The 19,020-nt window shown below is 72.4% G+C and carries 20 protein-coding genes; 10 read left to right on the top strand and 10 right to left on the bottom strand.

The window, feature by feature from the left end:
- Positions 1-24 precede the first annotated feature (24 nt).
- Positions 25-372: an MGMT family protein gene (locus AB4Z02_RS02765; protein ID WP_056883420.1), complete on the bottom strand. Its 348-nt coding sequence runs from the start codon at positions 370-372 to the stop codon at positions 25-27.
- 3 nt (positions 373-375) lie between these two features.
- Positions 376-1,572 (bottom strand): molybdopterin-synthase adenylyltransferase MoeB, encoded by a 1,197-nt coding sequence (gene moeB, locus AB4Z02_RS02770; protein ID WP_441969131.1) that lies wholly within the window; start codon positions 1,570-1,572, stop codon positions 376-378.
- Between the two features lie 76 nt (positions 1,573-1,648).
- Here moeB and AB4Z02_RS02775 point away from each other — a divergent pair, with 76 nt between their 5' ends.
- From AB4Z02_RS02775 to AB4Z02_RS02785, 3 genes are all read left to right on the top strand, one after another.
- Entirely contained in the window at positions 1,649-2,305 is a 657-nt protein-coding gene (locus AB4Z02_RS02775; RefSeq protein WP_441969133.1) for a TetR/AcrR family transcriptional regulator, read from the top strand.
- Positions 2,306-2,403: 98 nt separating this feature from the next.
- A complete protein-coding gene (locus tag AB4Z02_RS02780) occupies positions 2,404-2,625 on the top strand; it encodes a DUF3107 domain-containing protein (RefSeq protein WP_056883417.1) in 222 nt (73 codons plus the stop codon).
- A gap of 228 nt (positions 2,626-2,853) precedes the next feature.
- Positions 2,854-3,132, top strand: coding sequence for a GlsB/YeaQ/YmgE family stress response membrane protein (locus AB4Z02_RS02785; protein ID WP_056883416.1), 279 nt, complete (start codon positions 2,854-2,856; stop codon positions 3,130-3,132).
- Positions 3,133-3,198: 66 nt separating this feature from the next.
- On the opposite strand, the gene AB4Z02_RS02790 is transcribed toward AB4Z02_RS02785, so the two are convergent.
- Positions 3,199-3,891 (bottom strand): ferritin-like fold-containing protein, encoded by a 693-nt coding sequence (locus tag AB4Z02_RS02790; protein WP_441969136.1) that lies wholly within the window; start codon positions 3,889-3,891, stop codon positions 3,199-3,201.
- A 207-nt stretch (positions 3,892-4,098) separates the two neighbouring features.
- Here AB4Z02_RS02790 and AB4Z02_RS02795 point away from each other — a divergent pair, with 207 nt between their 5' ends.
- Positions 4,099-5,652: a DEAD/DEAH box helicase gene (locus AB4Z02_RS02795; RefSeq protein ID WP_441969138.1), complete on the top strand. Its 1,554-nt coding sequence runs from the start codon at positions 4,099-4,101 to the stop codon at positions 5,650-5,652.
- A gap of 133 nt (positions 5,653-5,785) precedes the next feature.
- Positions 5,786-7,309, top strand: a complete 1,524-nt coding sequence (locus AB4Z02_RS02800) for a hypothetical protein (RefSeq protein WP_441969140.1) — start codon at positions 5,786-5,788, stop codon at positions 7,307-7,309.
- 7 nt (positions 7,310-7,316) lie between these two features.
- Here AB4Z02_RS02800 and AB4Z02_RS02805 read toward each other — a convergent pair whose 3' ends face one another.
- Together AB4Z02_RS02805 and AB4Z02_RS02810 are read right to left on the bottom strand one after the other, a co-directional pair.
- A complete protein-coding gene (locus AB4Z02_RS02805; protein ID WP_056883412.1) occupies positions 7,317-8,369 on the bottom strand; it encodes an NAD(P)-dependent alcohol dehydrogenase in 1,053 nt (350 codons plus the stop codon).
- A 75-nt stretch (positions 8,370-8,444) separates the two neighbouring features.
- Positions 8,445-9,200 (bottom strand): ParA family protein, encoded by a 756-nt coding sequence (locus AB4Z02_RS02810; protein WP_235531409.1) that lies wholly within the window; start codon positions 9,198-9,200, stop codon positions 8,445-8,447.
- 198 nt (positions 9,201-9,398) lie between these two features.
- Here AB4Z02_RS02810 and AB4Z02_RS02815 point away from each other — a divergent pair, with 198 nt between their 5' ends.
- Complete coding sequence (locus AB4Z02_RS02815) at positions 9,399-10,310, top strand: hypothetical protein (protein WP_441969143.1); 912 nt, start codon at positions 9,399-9,401, stop codon at positions 10,308-10,310.
- Here AB4Z02_RS02815 and AB4Z02_RS02820 read toward each other — a convergent pair.
- From AB4Z02_RS02820 to AB4Z02_RS02835, 4 genes are all read right to left on the bottom strand, one after another.
- Positions 10,294-11,220 (bottom strand): RecB family exonuclease, encoded by a 927-nt coding sequence (locus AB4Z02_RS02820; protein WP_441969145.1) that lies wholly within the window; start codon positions 11,218-11,220, stop codon positions 10,294-10,296. The genes AB4Z02_RS02815 and AB4Z02_RS02820 overlap by 17 nt on opposite strands.
- A gap of 10 nt (positions 11,221-11,230) precedes the next feature.
- On the bottom strand, positions 11,231-11,848 hold the full coding sequence (locus tag AB4Z02_RS02825) for a MarC family protein (protein WP_056883408.1): 618 nt from the start codon (positions 11,846-11,848) through the stop codon (positions 11,231-11,233).
- A complete protein-coding gene (locus tag AB4Z02_RS02830; protein ID WP_441969147.1) occupies positions 11,845-12,696 on the bottom strand; it encodes a PHP domain-containing protein in 852 nt (283 codons plus the stop codon). The genes AB4Z02_RS02825 and AB4Z02_RS02830 overlap by 4 nt, the downstream gene beginning before the upstream one ends.
- Positions 12,697-12,773: 77 nt before the next feature.
- Positions 12,774-13,148 carry a YciI family protein gene (locus AB4Z02_RS02835; RefSeq protein WP_441969152.1) on the bottom strand — a complete coding sequence of 125 codons (375 nt, stop codon included), beginning with the start codon at positions 13,146-13,148 and terminating at the stop codon, positions 12,774-12,776.
- 154 nt (positions 13,149-13,302) lie between these two features.
- Between AB4Z02_RS02835 and AB4Z02_RS02840 the strand changes: the two genes are divergently transcribed.
- Positions 13,303-13,830, top strand: a complete 528-nt coding sequence (locus AB4Z02_RS02840) for a MaoC family dehydratase (protein ID WP_441969154.1) — start codon at positions 13,303-13,305, stop codon at positions 13,828-13,830.
- Between the two features lie 45 nt (positions 13,831-13,875).
- On the opposite strand, the gene AB4Z02_RS02845 is transcribed toward AB4Z02_RS02840, so the two are convergent.
- Positions 13,876-14,412, bottom strand: coding sequence for a MarR family winged helix-turn-helix transcriptional regulator (locus AB4Z02_RS02845; protein ID WP_056883404.1), 537 nt, complete (start codon positions 14,410-14,412; stop codon positions 13,876-13,878).
- Between the two features lie 196 nt (positions 14,413-14,608).
- Between AB4Z02_RS02845 and glpK the strand changes: the two genes are divergently transcribed.
- From glpK to AB4Z02_RS02860, 3 genes are all read left to right on the top strand, one after another.
- On the top strand, positions 14,609-16,138 hold the full coding sequence (gene glpK / locus AB4Z02_RS02850) for a glycerol kinase GlpK (RefSeq protein ID WP_441969156.1): 1,530 nt from the start codon (positions 14,609-14,611) through the stop codon (positions 16,136-16,138).
- On the top strand, positions 16,135-17,850 hold the full coding sequence (locus AB4Z02_RS02855; RefSeq protein WP_441969158.1) for a glycerol-3-phosphate dehydrogenase/oxidase: 1,716 nt from the start codon (positions 16,135-16,137) through the stop codon (positions 17,848-17,850). Before glpK ends, AB4Z02_RS02855 begins: the two co-directional genes overlap by 4 nt.
- Positions 17,851-17,913: 63 nt before the next feature.
- Positions 17,914-18,915 carry a DNA topoisomerase IB gene (locus AB4Z02_RS02860; protein WP_441969160.1) on the top strand — a complete coding sequence of 334 codons (1,002 nt, stop codon included), beginning with the start codon at positions 17,914-17,916 and terminating at the stop codon, positions 18,913-18,915.
- Positions 18,916-19,020 lie beyond the last annotated feature (105 nt).

A 19,020-nucleotide genomic window follows, 5' to 3' on the forward strand; every position in this document is an offset into this window, starting at 1 on the left:
ACCGCGCCGACACGTCCCGGCGCGTCACGCGCTGGGGCGCTGGGCGTCCTTCCAGCGGGCCACCGACAGGTCCACCCGCCTGCCGTCCAGGGCGCCACCCACCAGGGGGGTCCCCTCGGACCGGTAGTGCGCGAGCGCCTCGTCCTCCAGCCCCTGCGGGAAGTACCCCCCGGAGCGCAGCACGCGCCACCACGGCACGTCCGACCCGTACCGCGCCATCACCGAACCGACCCCGCGCGCGCCTCCGCGCCCGAGCACCTCGGCGATGTCGCCGTACGTCATGACCATGCCCTCCGGGATCTGGTCGACGACCTCGAGGACGTCGTCGGCGAACTCGCTGGGCGGGCCGAAGCCCGTGGCGTCGGTGACCACTGCTCAGTACACGGGCAGGCTCGGGTCGACGTCGCGCACCCACGCGAGCACCCCGCCGGTGAGGTTGCGGACGTCGTCGCGGCCCTGCGCCGCCAGCAGGCCGGCCGCCTCGGCGGACCGCACGCCGGACTTGCAGAGCACCACGACGGGTACGCCGCGCGGCAGCTCCTGCTCGGCGGTGCCAGCCCGGAAGGCGTCGAGGTGGACTGCTCGCGACCCGGGCACCGACACGATGTCGCGCTCCCCCGGCTCGCGGACGTCGACCAGCTCGAACTCGGCCTCCCCCCGCTCCCGCTCGGCGAGCAGCTGCGCCAGCTCGGTCGCCGACACCTCGGCGAAACCCGGGGTCTCCACGACCCCGGCCGCTGCTCCCCCGATCCCGCAGAAGTCGTCGTAGTCGACCAGCCCGGTGACCGTGGGCGACTCGCCGCACACCGGGCAGTCGGGGTCGGCGCGCACCCGGAGCGTGTCCCAGGTCTGGCGCAGGGAGTCGTGCACCAGCAGCCGCCCCACGAGCGGCTCGCCCCGCCCGACGACGAGCTTGACCGCCTCGGCCACCTGCACCGACCCGATCGACGCGCACAGCACGCCGAGCACCCCGCCGGTCGCGCAGGACGGCACGGCGTCCGGCGGCGGCGGGTCGGGGAACACGCAGCGGTAGCAGGGCCCGTGCCCGGCGAACCACACCGACACCTGGCCGTCGAACCGGTAGATGGACCCCCACACGTGCGGCAGGCCCAGCAGGACACAGGCGTCGTTGACGAGGTATCGGGTCGCGAAGTTGTCGGCGCCGTCGAGGACCACGTCGTAGTCGGCCAGGACCTCCAGGGCGTTGTCGGCGGTGAGCCGCAGGTCGTGGCGCACGACGGTCACGAGCGGGTTGACCGCGGCGACGCTCTCGGCGGCCGACTCCGTCTTGGGGCGCCCCACGTCGGCGACGCCGTGGACGACCTGCCGCTGGAGGTTGGAGGCGTCGACGACGTCGTCGTCGACGATGCCGATGGTGCCGACGCCGGCAGCGGCGAGGTAGAGCAGCGCGGGCGAGCCCAGGCCGCCGGCGCCCACGACGAGGACGCGCGCGTTGGAAAGGCGTCGCTGGCCCTCGACCCCGATGTCGGGCAGCAGGATGTGCCGGGCGTAGCGGGCCTTCTGCTCGACCGTGAGCTCGGGCCCGGGAGCGACCAGCGGTGGGATCCCCATGTGACTCACGTTACCCGTGCGTACGATGTCACCGACACCTCCGCCTTGCGGTGGGCCAGCCACGAGAGAGGGACGCATGTCGCTTCGCGCCGAGACCGGCACCGACACGGCCAGGGGCCAGCGGATGCCGCGCTCCGCCCGCCGGGCGCAGCTGCTCGAGGCCGCGCAGGCGGCGTTCGTGGAGTCGGGCTACCACGCCGCCGCCATGGACGACATCGCCGACCGTGCGGGTGTGTCCAAACCCGTGCTCTACCAGCACTTCCCGGGCAAGCTCGAGCTCTACCTGGCCCTGCTCGACAAGCACAGCGAGGGACTCGAGCTCCTCGTGCGGGAGGCGCTGGCCTCGACCCACGAGAACAAGGACCGCGTCTACGCGACCATCAGCGCCTACTTCGACTTCGTCTCCCGAGACGGCGCGGCGTTCCGGCTCATCTTCGAGTCCGACCTCACCAACGAGTCCGCCGTCCGCAACCGCCTCGACGCCGTCGGCCTGGTCTGCGCCGAGGCGGTGGCCGAGGTCATCGCCGAGGACACCAACCTCCCCGAGGAGGACGCCTCCCTGCTGGGCATGGCGCTGACCGGCCTCGCGCAGGTCAGCGCCCGCCACTGGCTCGCCCAGGGCTCCGACATCCCGAAGGACGAGGCCGCCCGCCTCGTCGGCACCCTCGCGTGGCGCGGCCTCGGCTCGTTCCCCAAGGTGGGCGGGGAAGGTTCCCCCGAGGCGGCTCGTTAGCCTTGTCGACAGCAGCGCGCGGCCGGGTACGGCGCGTGCGCACCTCATCGCCGGGCGCCGCACCGCGGCCGGTCACCCCAGAACAGGAAGGCACCACCGTGGAGGTCAGGATCGGCGTGCAGAACGTCTCCCGCGAGGTCGTCATCGAGTCGAACCAGACCGCGGCCGAGGTCGAGGCGGCGGTGAGCGCCTCGCTCGGCGAGGGCGCCGTCCTGCGCCTCACCGACGACAAGGGCCGGCAGGTCCTCGTCCCCGCCGCCTCGGTCGGCTACGTCCAGATCGGCGAGTCCGAGAAGCGCGGCGTCGGCTTCGGCGTCTGACGCGCCAAGGGTCGTCCGGCCGGCTCCCCACCGACCGGACGACCTGAGCAACTCCTTTATCGCAGGCCGCTGACCTGCGCAAACGCAGTAGAATCGTTCCCGAGCCGTGACCTCGACACTCCCTCGTCCAACGTGCGTCACCCGGCCTGAGCGTGTTGAGTACTCCGGTGAGGGCCGCACCGCGGCCTCGACAACAGCACAGCTCATCACGTGCAGAAGGAGTGAACGATGATTGGAACGATCATCGGGGCCATCATCGCTGGCCTCATCATTGGAGCCTTGGCGCGACTGGTGCTTCCCGGCAAGCAGAACATCTCGGTGCTGGTCACCATCATCCTCGGGATCCTCGGTTCCCTCGTGGGGTCGTGGCTCGTCTACCAGCTCGGCTACAACAACTCGAACGGCGGGTTCAAGATCATCCCGTTCCTGGCCGGCGTCGTGCTGGCAGCCGTCTTCATCGTGATCTACGAGCGCATGACCGGTCGCCGGGGCGCGACCCACGTCTGACCTCAGCCTGACAGCCGAGAGGCCCGGTCCTGGTGGACCGGGCCTCTCGCGCGTCCGGGGACGGGCTCAGGCAGCGAGGCCGAGGCGCCCCATACGACGCGTGTGCTCGTCGGTGAGCCGGGCGAACATGCGCCCCAGCTCGGCCAGGTCGGCACTCGGCCGCTGCTGGCCGCCCACACCACCCACGAGCAGGGACGCGAGCGCGTCGCGCTCGACGGCCACCTGCTGCGCCTGCGACAGGGCCTCACCCACGAGGCGGCGACCCCACAGCGCGAGGCGCCCGGCGATGCGGGGGTCGGTGCGGATCGCCTCGCGCACCACCTTGACCACGAAGTCCGCCTGCCCCACGTCCTGCATGGCCGAGTTGACGAGGTCACGGGTGGAGGGGTCCACGTAGGCGGCCACCTCGCGGTAGAAGTCGGTGGCGATGCCGTCGCCCACGTAGGCCTTGACGAGCCCCTCGAGCCAGGTGCTGGGCCGGGTGCGCTCGTGGAAGGCGTCGACGGCGGGGATGAACGGCGCCATGGCCGTCTCCGGCGCCACGCCCATGGCCTCCAGCCGGGCGACGAGCATCTCGTAGTGGCGGAACTCGGCCACGGCGAGCCCCGCGACGGCGGCCTTGAGCGGCTGGGTGGGAGAGAGCTCGGAGTCGCCGGCGAGGCGCGTGAAGGCGGTGAGCTCGCCGTACGCGAGTGCGCCCAGCAGGTCAGCCACCGCCTCGCGGTACTGCGGGTCGGCGAGCCAGTCGTCCTGCGTCATGGTCGTCACCCTAACGGCGCTGGGTGCGGTCGATGCGGGCGAAACCGGACCACGGCGGTAGTCTGGGCCTCGTCAAAGGTGCCCGGTCGGCACGAATCAGCCGCGGAGACCCTCCGCGCCCCGCTCGACGAGCATTGACGAAGACCTCCGATCGGCCCGCTGCGCGTCGGCCTCCCACGCAGGGAGCGCCCCGATCGAGAGAACTCCATGACCGAGACCACGACGGACGCTGCTGCGCCCGCAACCCCCAGCTTCGCCGACTTCGACGTCCACCCCGACATCGTCGCGTCGCTCACCGACGCCGGCATCACCTCCCCCTTCCCCATCCAGGCGATGACCCTGCCCGTGGCGCTGTCCGGCCACGACATCATCGGCCAGGCCAAGACCGGTACGGGCAAGACGCTGGGCTTCGGCGTCCCCATGCTCAACCGCACCGTCGCGCGCGGCGACGCCGCCTGGGAGGGCATGCCCCACGCCGGCAAGCCGCAGGCCCTGGCCGTCGCCCCCACGCGTGAGCTCGCCGTCCAGGTGGCCGGCGACCTCGAGCGAGCCGGCAAGCGCCGTGGCATCCGCGTCCTCACCGTCTACGGCGGCCGGGCCTACGAGCCGCAGATCGACGCGCTCAAGGCCGGCGTGGAGATCGTCGTCGGCACGCCGGGTCGCCTCATCGACCTCGCGAAGCAGGGCCACCTCGACCTGTCCCACGTGAAGTCGGTCGTGCTCGACGAGGCCGACGAGATGCTGGACCTCGGCTTCCTGCCCGACGTCGAGAAGCTCCTCGCGATGACCCCCGGCTCGCGCCAGACCATGCTGTTCTCGGCCACCATGCCGGGCGCGGTCGTGGCCCTCGCCCGCCGCTACATGAGCCAGCCCACGCACATCCGGGCGATGGGCGACGACCAGGAGAACGCCCACACCGTCAAGGCGGTCGAGCAGTTCGTCTACCGCGCGCACGCCATGGACAAGGTCGAGATGCTCGCCCGCATGCTCCAGGCGGAGGGGCGTGGCCTGACCATCATCTTCAGCCGCACCAAGCGCACGGCTGCGAAGGTCGCCGACGAGCTCGTCGACCGTGGGTTCGCCGCCGCGGCCATCCACGGCGACCTCGGCCAGGGGGCCCGCGAACAGGCGCTCCGGGCGTTCCGCAACGGCAAGGTCGACATCCTCGTCGCGACCGACGTGGCGGCCCGCGGCATCGACGTCGACAACGTCACGCACGTCATCAACTACCAGTGCCCCGAGGACGAGAAGACCTACCTGCACCGCATCGGCCGCACCGCGCGTGCCGGCAACACGGGCATCGCGGTCACCTTCGTCGACTGGGACGACATGCCGCGTTGGGGCCTGATCAACAAGACCCTCGACCTCGGCATCCCCGAGCCCGAGGAGACCTACTCCTCCTCCGACCACCTCTACGAGCAGCTCGACATCCCGCGCACGGCCAAGGGGCGCCTGCCCAGGTCGGAGCAGAAGCTGGCCGGGCTCGACGCCGAGGTGCTCGAGGACCTCGGCGAGACCGGCAAGTCCAGCGGGCGTCGTCCCGCCGGTGGCGGCCGCTCAGGCCGTGACGGTGGTCGTGACGGGGGCCGTGGTGGTCGTGACGGTGGTCGTGACAGTGGCCGCGACGGCGGCCGTGGCGAGCGCCGCGCCGACTCCGCCCCCCAGGACGGCGACGCGGCGAGCAAGCCCCGACGCAACCGCAACCGTCGCCGCACCCGTGGTGGCGCGGGCGACTCCAGCCCGGCTGCCCAGGAGGGCTGACCCTTCCCCGGCGCGCCTGCCCGGCCCAGCGCCCTTCACCGGCCACCGCGGACTCCTGTCCGCGGTGGCCGGTCCCGTTGCGAAACGGTCACGACGGCTCCGTACGGGGCCGGGCAGGTGCCATCCTCGCGGCGTGGGTGACATCGCAGCGGGGGTCGGCCGCCGCACCGTGGCGCTCCTGCTCGTGGCCGCGGTCGCGGTCGCAGCGGTGGTCGTCGCCGTGCTGCGGCCGAGTGAGCAGGAGCGGTTCCGCGCATGGCTGCGGGCCCAGCCCGGCGTCGTGGCCGTGCAGCTGGTGGACGAGGCGCTCGCCTCCGGGAGCGCGGCGAGGGCGTTCGAGCCGACGTTGAGGGCGCAGCTCACCGGCCCACCCGACGTCGCCGTCGTGCAGCGGCTGACCGGGGCCATCGAGGGGTATGCCGCCGAGCACCCTGCCGTCACCGGCACCACGGTGGAGCTGCGCCACGGCCGCGACGTGGTGCTGGCCTCCACGAGCGCCGGCCCCAACGCCATCGCGCTGCGGGTGCTCCGCGCGATGCAGGCGCTGCCGGCGGTGACCTCGGTGGCCCTGCAGGTGCAGTCGGGCGCCGCTCCCTTCACCGCGACGGTCCGCACCGGCACCGACCTGGTGGCTGCCGCCGACGACCTGGCCGGGGCACTGCCCGAGCCGGGGACGTCCTGGCTCACGGGTGGCACGGCGGTCGCAGTGCGCGACGACGTCGGCCACGAGGTGCGGGTGGGTCCCGGTGCCGTCGTCACACCCTCAGCCGGCCGCGCGTTCGCACTCGCCGTGCAGCAGGACCCGACCCACCCCGTGGTCCTGGTCTCCCGCACCGGGGAGCAGCGCGCGACGAGCGTGATCCGGCTGGCCGGCTCGCCTCGCACGGAGGCGACCGCCGCCGCGCTGCACCACGCCGGGTTCGGCCTCACCCGGCTGGGCCAGCTGGTGGAGGGGCCGGGTGGGCCCATCCCGATGGACGAGCAGGCGTGGGCCTCGGCTGCAGCGCAGGCGCTCTCCCGGGTGCCCGGCGTCGTGGCGGCCACCGTCGACCCCGGCGACCGCGAGCACGACCTCCCCGTCACCGCCGACCTCCGGGTCGTCCCGGAGGTGTCGCTCGGCAGCGTCGTGCGTTCGCTGCCACCGGCCGTCGAGCGCGTCGAGGTCCACACCGCCGCGGCTGCGCCGGACTACGCCCGCGACGACGCCCTCGCGCCCGACCCCGAGGTCGACTGCCCCGCCGCGGCGGACGGCCGCCTCAACCTCGCCTACAGCGGGTCACCGGCGCAGCTCACCCGGGCCGCGAGCTACCTCGCGCTGCTCCTGGCCGCGGCACCGGCCGCCACCTGCGTGCACTGGGCCGAGCCCGCCGAGCACCGGCGACCCACGACCCAGTCGGTCCTGGTGCGCGTCCCCCTGAGGGCGTCGGCCTGGCGGCCCGTCCTGGACGTCGTCCGGGCCCGACGGGCCGACCTCGAGTCGGCGCACCCGGCACTGGTCCTGCTGCTGCCGGTGGCCGGCACGGCGCGGACCGCGGTGCTTGACGTCCCCGAGGGTGCCGCGCCGTACGTCGGCACCCTCGGGGCGGACACCCGGGAGCAGGAGCGGGAGGCCGAGGCGGCACTCGCGCCGCTCGTCCGCTACTGGGCGACCGGGTGACCGGCGGTCAGGAGCCGATCGTCGCCGTGTCGATGACGAAGCGGTAGCGCACGTCCGACTTCACGACGCGGTCGTAGGCCTCGTCGACCTGGTCGGCGCTGATCGTCTCGATCTCGGCGGCGATGTTGTGCTCGGCGCAGAAGTCGAGCATCTCCTGGGTGAGGGCGATGCCACCGATGTTGGACCCGGCCACCGTCTTGTCGCCGTTGATGAGCGCACCGAACGGCAGCTTCTGCGGGTTCGGCGGCAGGCCGACGGTCACGAACGTGCCGAACGGCTTGAGCAGCGACAGGTACTGCGCCAGGTCGAGGTCCGCGCTGATCGTCGAGATGATCACGTCGAACGAGCCGGCGAGCTCCTCGAAGGTCTTGGCGTCGCTGGTCGCGCGGTAGTCCTTGGCGCCGAAGCGACGGCCGTCCTTCTCCTTGGACAGGCCCTGGCTCAGCACGGTGACGTCGGCGCCCATGGCTGCCGCGATCTGCACGCCCATGTGGCCGAGGCCACCCATGCCGACGATGGCGACCTTGGCGTCAGGGCCGGCGTGGTCGAGCCAGCGCTTGAGCGGGGTGTAGAGCGTGATGCCGGCGCACAGCAGGGGCGCGGCCTTGTCGAGGTCCAGGCCGTCGGGAATGCGGACGACGAACCGGTCGGTCACAACGACCTGCTGGCTGTAGCCACCCTGGGTGGTCGTGCCGTCGACGTCGGTGTCGCCGTAGGTGAAGACGGTCTTCTTCCCGCAGAAGTTCTCGTGACCGGCCTGGCACTGGGCGCACTCGCCGCAGGAGTCGACCATGCAGCCGACGCCGACGCGGTCGCCGACCTTGAACTTCGTGACCTCGGGGCCGACCTCGCTGACGACGCCGGCGATCTCGTGGCCGGGGGTCAGCGGGTAGGACGTCTGGCCCCACTCGCCGCGCACGGTGTGGATGTCGCTGTGGCAGATGCCGGCGAACTTGATGTCGATGCGCACGTCGTCGGCGCGCAGGTCGCGACGCTCCACGGTCGTGGTCTGGAAGCGGCCGTCAGCGGACGGCATGGCCAGGGCTGCAGTGCGGGACATGGTTCTCCTCGGGGGTAGGGGGTCAGTCACCGTCCAGTGACAAGTCCCCGAACCCGGGAGGTATTCCGCCCGCCCTCAGAGTCTTGCGAGCTTCTTCGACAGCCCGGCGGCCACGTCGCGGTACGCCTTGGCGCCCTTGGAGGTGCGCGACGTGGCCAGGATCGACCGTCCGACCGCGGGCGCCTCCGCGAACCGGACCGTCTTCGGGATGGGCGGGTCGAGCACCGGCAGGCCGTAGCGCTCACCCACGTCGGCAAGCACCTCCTGGGCGTGGTTGCTGCGCCCGTCGAACAGCGTGGGCAGGATGCCGAGGACGGCGAGGTCCTTGTTGAGGATGCGCTGCACGTCGGCGACCGTGTCGAGGAGCTGGCCCACGCCACGGTGGCTGAGCATCTCGCACGGCATGGGGATGACCAGCCCTTGGCTGGCGGTGAGGGCGTTGAGGGTCAGCACGCCGAGGCTCGGGGAGCAGTCGAGCAGGATGACGTCGTACTCGGCGCGCACCTCCTCCAGCGCGGTGCGCAGCACGTACTCGCGGCCGGGCCGTGGCAGGAGCTGGGCCTCGGCCCCGGCGAGGTCGATGACGCTGGGCACGAGGTCGACGCCGTCCTCGCAGGTGACGCGCACGTCGGCGATGGTGGCCTTGCCGAGCAGCACCTCGTTGACCGAGGACTCGACCTCGTCGGGGTCGACCCCGAGGCTGAAGGTGAGGCAGGCCTGCGCGTCGAGGTCGACGAGCAGCACCCGCTTGCCCTGCTCGGCGAACGCGGCCCCCAGAGAGGCGACCGAGGTGGTCTTGGCCACGCCGCCCTTCTGGTTGGCGACGGACACGACGACCGCTGGTCTGGTGCGGGCTCTGGCCAACGCGACGGCCTTTCGTGCGGGAGGGCGTGCTGTCCGGGCCAGTCTGTCAGGTGGGTGGGAATCTCCATCGACGCGGCACGTCGACGGTCGACCCCTTATCGTGTGGGGTCAGAGCACGGCAAGAGCTCGGGCGGCACACCTGCCCGAAAGACAGGGGCTTGGCTGGTGGCAGTGCCGCAACACGGTGGCTTGGAGGGCGCCGCACGCGTGGACGTGTCGTTCCCCGATGCGCTGCGCACTGCCGTGAGGCGTAGCGGGCGCAGCCTGGAGTCGCTGCGCCGGCGGCTGGAGGAGCGCGGCTCCCCGGTGAGCATCGCCACGCTCAGCTACTGGCAGTCCGGCCGCAGCCAGCCCCAGCGGTCAGCCTCCCTGCAGGCCGTGGCCCACCTGGAGGAGATCCTCGGCGTGCCCCGCGGGCACCTCGTGAGCAGGCTGGGGCCCCCACGCCGCCCCGGGCCGGCTCGGGGCCTGCCGACGGCGGCGCCGCTCCCGGAGGAGATCCCGCTCGGCCAGCGGGCGCTCGAGGAGCTCGGGTTCGGGGTCCACCACGAGCTGGTCGACGTCACCGTGCACGACACCATCGACGTGGACGCCGCAGGGGTGCAGCGCGTGCGCACCATCCGCAACGTCGTCCGGGCCACCCGTGACGGCGCCCACCGCATCCCCGCCCTGCTGTCGGTCTCGGAGCCCACCGGTGAGGTGGCCGAGTTCGAGGCGGTGAGCGGGTGCCGCATCGGCCGGCAGGTCACCCACGCCCACGAAGGCGTCTTCGCCGCGGAGATCCTGCTCGAGCGTCCGCTGCGGATCGACGAGACGGCGGCGGCCGAGCACCGGGTCGTGTCGCCTCGCGGCGCTGCCCCCGACGACGCGGTGGAGTACTTCCTGCTGCACCGCGTCACCGAGATCATGGTCTGGGTGCGGTTCGACCCGAGCCGGCTCCCGACCGTCGTCGAGACCTACACCGTCGTCGACGGCCGGACCACGACCTCGCTGGTCGACCTCGGCGGCTCGACCAGCGTCCAGCACGTCGTGCACCGCGTCGGCCCCGGCCGGGTCGGCATCAGGTGGAGCTTCTGACCCTCGGCGCGCTGCTGGTCACGCTCGCAGGCACGTCCTCCAGCGCGGCCCAGCTCGACTTCTCCGGACCGAACGCCTGGCCTTCCGGGCAGTGCGCCCGGAAGTCGCACCACTGGCACAGCGGGCCGACCGCGGCAGGGAAGCGCGCGGACTCGACCCCGCGCTCGGCGTAGTCGTCCTCCGCCCGCCGTGCGTCACGGGCGATGGACTCGGCCTCGGCGATCTTGCGCTTGAGGGACTCGCCCGTGTGCTCGTGGGCCGCCACCGTCCCGCTGGGCAGGTGGTGCAGCTCGACCCGGACGCAGCGCCGTCGGAACATCTTCCAGGCCGCCGCCGCGTAGAGCGCGAGCGGCAGCGAGGTGCGGGCGTCGTCGTCGGTGGGCTCCCAGCGGCTGGTCTTGTAGTCCACCACCGCGAGCTCGCTGCCCCGGTCGTCGAGCCGGTCGATGCGCCCCTGCAGGGCCAGCACCTCGGTCTTGAGCGACACGGTGCGCTCGATGCCGAGCGGCTGCTCGCCCGGGTCGACGTCGGCGAGGTAGCCGGTCACCTGGCGCTGGGCGCGCTGCCGCCACTGCGCCGACTGGTCGTGGTCACGGAACCCGGCCTCGATCCACGACGTGCGCACGAGCTCGGCGCCGGCGTCGGGCGTGCGCCGGGTGACGGGCAGGTCCCACCAGTCGCGCAGGGCGTTGTGCACGGCGGTGCCGACCGAGGTGTGGGCCCGCTGCGCACGCGGGGGCGGCGAGGGCCGGTCGAGGTACTGCATCCGGTAGCGCCGCGGGCAGTCCACCCAGGCGAGCAGGCGGCTCGGGCTCGCCCGGAACAGGCGCTGCGGCATACCCCCGAACGCCTCCTGCACGAACGCTCCCGGTCGTGCGCTCCCCGTCCCGCCGGGGCTCCCCTGCTCCATGCCCGCCACGCTAGGCGCTGGCACGGACAAAGGCGTGGACGCTGTCGGCCACCATCTGCACCGCGATCGCGGAGAGGAGCAGGCCGGCGATGCGGGTGATGAGGACGGTGCCGCTGTCCTTGAGCACCCGGTGCACCTGGCCGGCGAACCGGAAGAACAGCCACACGACGAACATGGTGGCCACCAGCCCGAGGGCGACGGCGATGTACTGGCTGGGGTGGTTGGCGCGTTGGACCTGCAGCATGGTGGCGACGATGGCGCCGGGGCCGGCGAGCAGAGGGGTGCCCAGCGGCACGAGGGCGACGTTGACGCCGGCGTCGGCGTGCTGCTCCTGCTCGGATCCGGTGAGGAGCTGCAGCGCCACGAGCAGCAGGAGCAGTCCACCGGCGCCCTGCAGGGCGGGCAGCGAGATGTGCAGGTAGGTCAGGATCTGCTGGCCGAACACCGCGAAGAGCACGATCACGCCGAGCGCCACCAGGGAGGCGCGCCGGGCCGCGGCGATCTTCTGCTTCTGGGTCAGGGTGCCGGTGAGGGCCAGGAAGATCGGCAGGGCGCCGGGCGGGTCCATGATCACCAGCAGCGTGACGAAGACCGAGCCGAAGACCTGCAGGTCGATGATGCTGTTCACGCCCGGACCACTCCCACGCCGCTGGTGGCCTCGTCCTCGATCTGCTGCAGGACCTCGGGGTCGGTGGTGTTCTCGCCGAGCCGGTTCTGCTTGCCGGTGCCGTGGTAGTCGCTCGAGCCCGTGGTGAACATCCCCAGCCGCGCGGCCAGCGTGTGCGCGTGGGCGCGCTCGCGGGTGGAGTGGTCGCGGTGGTCGGCCTCGAGGCCCGCCAGCCCGGCGTCGGCCATCTCGGCGACGACCTCGTCGGCGACGGTCCAGCCGCGCGCGTTGGCGAACGGGTGCGCCATCACCGGCACGCCGCCGGCCGCCCGCACGAGCTCTACCGCCCGCACTGCGTCGGGAGCGTAGTGCGACGCGTAGTACGGGCTGCCGTTGCGCAGCACCTCGGCGAACGCCTCGTCGCGGGTGCCGACGTAGCCGCTCTCGACGAGGGCGTCGGCGATGTGGGGACGCCCCAGCGTGGCCCCCTCGCCCGCGAGTGCGTGGACCTGCTCGAGCGAGACCGGTATGCCGTCGGCCGCCATGGCGGCGACCATGCGGGCCACCCGCGTCTCCCGGGAGTCCTTGGCCCGGACGAGCTCGGCGTGCAGGCCCGGGTGCTCGGGGTCGACGAGGTAGGCCAGCAGGTGCACGCTGATGCCGCGGTGGGTGCACGAGATCTCCACGCCGCGCACGAGGTCGACCCCGAGCTCGAGGGCGGCGGCCTCGGCGGCCGGCCACCCGGAGTACGTGTCGTGGTCGGTCAGTGCCACGACGTCGAGGCCGGCCTGCGCGGCCGACCGGACGACCTCCGCCGGCAGCTGCGTGCCGTCGCTCGCCGAGGAGTGGGTATGGAGGTCGATCTGCACGACCCAAGGGTAGGGGCACCGGCGGGCCGGTCCGGCCAGCCGGTGGCGCACCTCAGCCGGCCAGCCGGTGGCGCGCCTCAGCCGGCCAGGGGGCGCAGCTCGACCGTCTCCCCCGGGCCCGAGAACCTCGCCGCCACCTCCTCGGCCCGGGCCTGGTCGGCGACGTCGATGAGGAAGAACCCGGCGAAGTGCTCGACCGTCTCGGCGTACGGCCCGTCGGTGACCTTGCGCCGGCCGCCCTCCCAGCGGAAGAGACGGGCGTCGCGGGGGTCGCCCAGCGCCTGGCTGCCGACCAGCTCCCCCCGCTCGGACAGGTCCTGCAGGAGCGCGTCGAAGTCGGCGCCCAGCCGCTCGCGCTCGCCAGCCGGGAGCGACTGGTACTCGGGCAGGAAGTTGCTGGTGGGGTGACCCCACGGCCGGGGGTTGGAGTGCATGAGGATGACGTACTTCATGGGCGGTGTCCCTGTCTCGGGTGCTGGTGGCCGGTGCGGCCCTGACACCACCCTGACGGTCGACACGCGACATCCTCGACATTTCCCTACCGAAGATCTTCTGTGAGCCAACGCACGCCTGCCCCGGTGTCGCCCGGCGCTGGTCCTCGGCAGGATGGCCCCCATGCAGTTCGGACGCAGCTACGAGGAGTTCGAGGTCGGTGCCGTCTACAAGCACTGGCCCGGCAAGACGGTGACCGAGTACGACGACCACCTGTTCTGCCTCCTGACCATGAACCACCACCCCCTGCACCTCGACGCCAACTACGCCGAGAACACCACGCAGTTCGGCAAGAACGTCGTGGTGGGCAACTACATCTACTCGTTGCTGCTGGGCATGTCCGTCCCCGACGTCTCGGGCAAGGCCATCGCCAACCTCGAGGTCGAGTCGCTGCGCCACGTCGCGCCGACCTTCCACGGCGACACGATCTACGGCCAGACCGAGGTCCTCGACAAGTGGGAGTCGACGTCCAAGGACGACCGCGGCGTCGTCCACGTCGAGACCAAGGGCTACAACCAGGACGGGACGCTCGTCTGCATCTTCCGCCGCAAGGTGATGGTGCCCAAGGAGAGCTACCTCGCCGCCCGCGGCGGTGAGCAGCCCGGCCGCCCCGAGCTGGTCGAGCCCGCCCCCGAGAGCTAGGCCGGACGAGTCCGCGGCGGTCACCGCGGGCCGAGTCGGCGGCAGTCACCACGCCAGGGGGCGGTCGGCCTCGACCAGGGCGAGGACGGCGAGCTCGTCCGCCATGGCCACGAGCCGGTCCTCGCCGACGGACTCGGCCACCGTGGTCACTGCCACGAACAGCTGGCGCCGCAGCTCGCCCAGCAGCTCCTCCCCCTCCGGCGTGGTGGTGACGAGGCGTGCTCGCGCATCCAGGGGGCTGGGGGCCGTGTCGACCAGTCCCCGGCCGACCAGCTCCTTCACCAGCCGACTGGTCGCCTGCGGGCTGATGCGCAGGCGGTGGGCCACGCTCACGATCGGCCCACCGCGACGTGCAAGCACCAGGACGTGCAGCGCGGTCAGCGGCAAGTTCGTGACGCTGGCACGGTCGAGGAGCTTCGCGAGCACGTCGTCGACGGCACGCGATGCCTCTCGCAAGGTGAACGGCAGGTGGTCGATGCGCTCGTCGAGCTCGGCCGCCTCGCGTCGCTCGTCCGCCTGCCGCGCCAGCCACTGCCACTCGCGGTCCTCGGCAGCCACCCAGCCGTCGTCGTACTCCCCCACGTCTTCCTCCCGATCACCCCGCCGACCCGCACCAGTCTGTGTCCGGAACACGAACCTGGGTTTCGGATATCCACACCCCAGGTTCGCGGTGCTCACCGCACGTCCCGCGCTCCCCGGATGGGCGGCCACGGCCGCCGAGGGGAGTCGGGTGGGGACGCGCCGGGAGGGGGCTTGTCGGCGCCACTAGGGTCGGGGCATGGCCGATTTCGTCGGAGCGGTTGACCAGGGAACGACGAGCACGCGGTTCATGGTGTTCGACCACGACGGAGCCGAGGTCGGCAGGCGCCAGCTCGAGCACGAGCAGATCCTCCCCCGCGCCGGATGGGTCGAGCACAGCCCGCTGGAGATCTGGGAGCGCACCCAGACCGTCATCGCCTCGACCCTGGCGCGGCTCGACCTGCAGGCCTCCGACCTGGCGGCCCTCGGCATCACCAACCAGCGCGAGACCACCGTGGTCTGGAACCGCCGGACCGGCCGCCCGCTGCACAACGCGATCGTCTGGCAGGACACCCGCACCGACCGGATCGCTCGCGCCCTGGACCAGTCCGGCCGGGGTGACGTCATCCGAGAGCGCGCCGGCATCCCCCCGGCTGCCTACTTCGCCGCAGGCAAGGTGCAGTGGGTCCTCGAGAACGTCGACGGTGCCCGGGCCGCCGCGGAGAAGGGCGACGCGATCTTCGGCACCATCGACACCTGGCTGCTGTGGAACCTCACCGGCGGGACCGACGGCGGCGTCCACGTCACCGACGTCACCAACGCCAGCCGCACGATGCTGATGGACCTGCGCACCCTCGACTGGGACGACGAGCTGCTGTCCTTCTTCGACATCCCGCGCTCGATGCTTCCCGAGATCCGGCCGAGCTCGGACCCCCGGCTGTACGGCACGACACGGGCCGGCGGGCCCCTCGGCGGCGAGGTGGCCCTGTCCGGCGACCTCGGCGACCAGCACGCAGCCACCGTGGGCCAGGTCTGCTTCAGCCCCGGCGAGGCCAAGAACACCTACGGCACCGGCAACTTCATGCTCCTCAACACCGGCGAGGAGATCGTCCGCAGCAAGTCGGGGCTCCTCACCACCGTCGCCTACCAGCTCGGCGACGCCCAGCCGGTCTACGCGCTCGAGGGCTCGATCGCCGTCACCGGGTCGGCGGTGCAGTGGCTGCGCGACCAGCTCGGCATCATCTCCGGCGCCAGCGACGTCGAGCGCCTCGCCCGCTCGGTCGACGATGCCGGCGGGATGTACTTCGTCCCGGCGTTCTCCGGGCTCTTCGCCCCCTACTGGAGACCGGACGCCCGCGGCGCCATCGTCGGCATGAGCAGGTTCAACACCAACGCCCACCTCGCGCGGGCCACGCTCGAGGCGATCTGTTACCAGAGCCGCGACGTCGCCGACGCCATGACCGCCGACTCCGGGGTCGAGCTCGAGGTGCTCAAGGTCGACGGCGGGGTCACGGCCAACAGCCTCTGCATGCAGCTCCAGGCCGACATCCTCGGCGTCCCCGTCTCACGCCCGGTGGTCGCCGAGACCACCGCGCTCGGCGCGGCCTACGCTGCTGGTCTGGCCACCGGCTTCTGGAAGGACACGCAGGAGCTGCGCGCCAACTGGCAGGAGTCCGAGCGGTGGTCGCCCAGCTGGAGCGACAAGCAGCGCGCCGACGGGTACGCCGGGTGGCGCAGGGCCGTGCAGCGCACCCTTGACTGGGTCGACGTCGACGAGGAGCAGGCATGAGCACCGGATCCGCCGCAGGGCTGTCGCCGCAGGCGAGGCAGCAGGCCATCGAGGCACTCAGGTCCGGCGAGGAGCTCGAGCTGCTGGTCATCGGCGGCGGTGTCGTCGGCAGCGGCACGGCCCTCGACGCCGTTACCCGCGGGCTGTCCACCGGGCTCATCGAGCAGCGCGACTTCGCCAGCGGCACCTCCTCGCGCTCCAGCAAGCTCATCCACGGCGGCCTGCGCTACCTCGAGATGCTCGACTTCGCCCTGGTCAAGGAGGCCCTGCACGAGCGCGGGCTGCTGCTGACCCGCCTGGCGCCCCACCTCGTGCGCCCTGTCCCGTTCCTCTACCCGCTCAACCACCACGTGTGGGAGCGCGCCTACGTGGGCTCGGGCATCGCCCTCTACGACGCCATGGCGATGGCCTCGAGCGGCGGCGCCGGCCTGCCCCACCACCGCCACCTCACGCGGCGCCAGGCGCTGCGGCTCATGCCCAGCCTGAGGAGCGACGCCCTCACCGGCGCGGTCCAGTACTACGACGCCCAGGTCGACGACGCCCGCCACACCATGGAGCTCGCGCGCACCGCGGCCCACTACGGCGCCCACGTCGCCAACCGCGTCGCGGCCATCGGCTTCCTGCGCCAGGGCGAGCGCGTCACCGGGGTCCGGGCGATCGACAAGCTCACCGACGAGGAGTTCGTCATCAACGCCCGGCAGATCGTCAACGCGACCGGCGTCTGGACCGACGACACCCAGGCGATGGTCGGCGAGCGCGGACAGTTCCACGTCCGGGCGTCCAAGGGCATCCACCTGGTCGTCCCGCGCGACCGCATCCACTCCTCGACGGGCTTGATCCTGCGCACCGAGAAGTCGGTCCTCTTCGTGATCCCGTGGGGCCGCCACTGGATCATCGGCACCACGGACACCGACTGGGCGCTCGACAAGGCCCACCCCGCAGCCACCCGCGTCGACATCGACTACGTGCTCGACCACGTCAACCGGGTCCTGCAGACGCCGCTGACCCACGAGGACGTCGAGGGCGTCTACGCCGGCCTGCGCCCCCTGCTCGCGGGGGAGTCCGAGTCGACGAGCAAGCTCTCGCGCGAGCACGTCGTGGCCCACAGCGCCCCCGGTCTCGTCGTGGTCGCAGGTGGCAAGTACACGACGTACCGGGTCATGGCCAAGGACGCCGTCGACGAGGCGGTGCAGGCCATCTCGCGCCGGGTCCCCGAGTCCACCACCGACACCGTGCCCCTGGTCGGCGCGGTCGGCTTCCCCGCCGTGTGGAACCAGCGGCACACCCTCGCCAAGGACGCCGGCCTGCACGTCGCCCGCGTGGAGCACCTGCTGCGCCGGTACGGCGTGCTGGCCCAGGAGGTGCTCGACCTCGTCGCCGAGCGCCCCGAGCTCGGCGAGCCCCTCGAGGGCGCCGAGGACCACCTGCGCGCGGAGGTCGTGTACGCCGCGTCGCACGAGGGTGCGCTGCACCTCACCGACGTGCTCACGCGCCGTACCCGGATCTCCATCGAGGCCTGGGACCGGGGGGTGTCGGCGGCGCCGCACGCCGCCGCGCTGGTGGCCCCGGTGCTGGGCTGGAACGAGCAGCGGACCGCCGAGGAGATCGCCATCTACCTCGGGCGGGTCGAGGCGGAGCGGGTCAGCCAGACGATGCCCGACGACGCCTCCGCCGACGAGGCACGGCGCAGCGGTCCCGACGACCGGATCTGACCCGCAGTCCTCCAGCACCTCTCCGACAGGGCCTGACCTGCGGTTCTCGCTTAGGGTCCGGTCATGGCTCGCTTGCGCACCGTCTCCCCCGCCTCCCGCGGCTGGACCCGCCGTCGGGCGGGCAAGGGCTTCGTCTACCTCGACGCCGACGGGGTGCGCCTGCCCGCCGAGGAGGTCGAGCGCATCCGGTCCCTGGCGATCCCGCCGGCGTGGAGCAACGTGTGGATCTGCCCCGCCCCCAACGGGCACATCCAGGCCGTCGGCACCGACGTCGCGGGCCGGCGCCAGTACCTCTACCACCCCGACTGGCGGGTGAAGCGGGACGCGGCGAAGTTCGACCGCGTGCTCGGCGCCGCCACCCGCCTCCCAGCCGCCCGCAAGCGCGTGCTGAGGGACCTCGCCGCCGAGGGGATGCCGATGCACCGGGCGGCCGCCGCCGCCGTGCGCCTGCTCGACCTCGGCTACTTCCGCATCGGCAACGACGCCTACACCGAGGACAACGGGTCGTTCGGGCTGACGACGCTGGAGCGCCAGCACGTGCGCCGCAAGGGCGACGTCATCGTGTTCTGCTTCATGGGGAAGTCAGGCATCGAGCACTGCATCGAGATCGACGACTCCGCTGCCATCGAGGCGCTGGAGCGGATGCGCCGCCGTCGCTCGGCCAGCAAGCGGCTGCTGGCCTACCAGGACCGCAGCCGGTGGGCCGACCTGGACGCGACGACCGTCAACGCCTACCTGCGCGAGCTGCTCGGCGGCGAGATGACCGCCAAGGACTTCCGCACCTGGCACGCGACGGTGCTCGCCGCGGTGGCCCTGCGTTCCAGCACCGAGCCCGGCGACACCAAGGCCTCGCGCAAGCGCGCCATCAAGGCCGCCGTCGAGGAGGTCGCCAGCTACCTCGGCAACACCCCGACCATCGCCAAGAGCTCCTACATCGACCCCCGGGTGCTCGACAGCTACGAGTCCGGCACCCTCATCGACGTCGACCCGAGCCGCTTCCGCAGTCCGGAGCGTCGTCAGGTGGCCATCGAGAAGGCCGTGCTCGCCCTGCTGTCCCCCAGCTGACCAGCAGCCGATGACCAGCCGACCGATCAGCAGCCCGGCCGGCTGACCAACCCGGCTCTCCCCCGGCGCCTGCCGCACGGCGGACGACCGTGGCACGATGCGGGG

This window comes from Pedococcus sp. 2YAF34 (assembly GCF_052114585.1).
Taxonomy (GTDB): domain Bacteria; phylum Actinomycetota; class Actinomycetes; order Actinomycetales; family Dermatophilaceae; genus Pedococcus.

Coding starts and splice junctions, on each gene's coding strand:
- glpK (WP_441969156.1), top strand. CDS start 14,609: ATGGCCGATTTCGTCGGAGCGGTTGACCAGGGAACGACGAGCACGCGG.
- AB4Z02_RS02860 (WP_441969160.1), top strand. CDS start 17,914: ATGGCTCGCTTGCGCACCGTCTCCCCCGCCTCCCGCGGCTGGACCCGC.
- AB4Z02_RS02805 (WP_056883412.1), bottom strand. CDS start 8,369: ATGTCCCGCACTGCAGCCCTGGCCATGCCGTCCGCTGACGGCCGCTTC.
- moeB (WP_441969131.1), bottom strand. CDS start 1,572: ATGGGGATCCCACCGCTGGTCGCTCCCGGGCCCGAGCTCACGGTCGAG.
- AB4Z02_RS02820 (WP_441969145.1), bottom strand. CDS start 11,220: ATGGAGCAGGGGAGCCCCGGCGGGACGGGGAGCGCACGACCGGGAGCG.
- AB4Z02_RS02840 (WP_441969154.1), top strand. CDS start 13,303: ATGGCCCCCATGCAGTTCGGACGCAGCTACGAGGAGTTCGAGGTCGGT.
- AB4Z02_RS02775 (WP_441969133.1), top strand. CDS start 1,649: ATGTCGCTTCGCGCCGAGACCGGCACCGACACGGCCAGGGGCCAGCGG.
- AB4Z02_RS02855 (WP_441969158.1), top strand. CDS start 16,135: ATGAGCACCGGATCCGCCGCAGGGCTGTCGCCGCAGGCGAGGCAGCAG.
- AB4Z02_RS02835 (WP_441969152.1), bottom strand. CDS start 13,148: ATGAAGTACGTCATCCTCATGCACTCCAACCCCCGGCCGTGGGGTCAC.
- AB4Z02_RS02790 (WP_441969136.1), bottom strand. CDS start 3,891: ATGACGCAGGACGACTGGCTCGCCGACCCGCAGTACCGCGAGGCGGTG.
- AB4Z02_RS02785 (WP_056883416.1), top strand. CDS start 2,854: ATGATTGGAACGATCATCGGGGCCATCATCGCTGGCCTCATCATTGGA.
- AB4Z02_RS02795 (WP_441969138.1), top strand. CDS start 4,099: ATGACCGAGACCACGACGGACGCTGCTGCGCCCGCAACCCCCAGCTTC.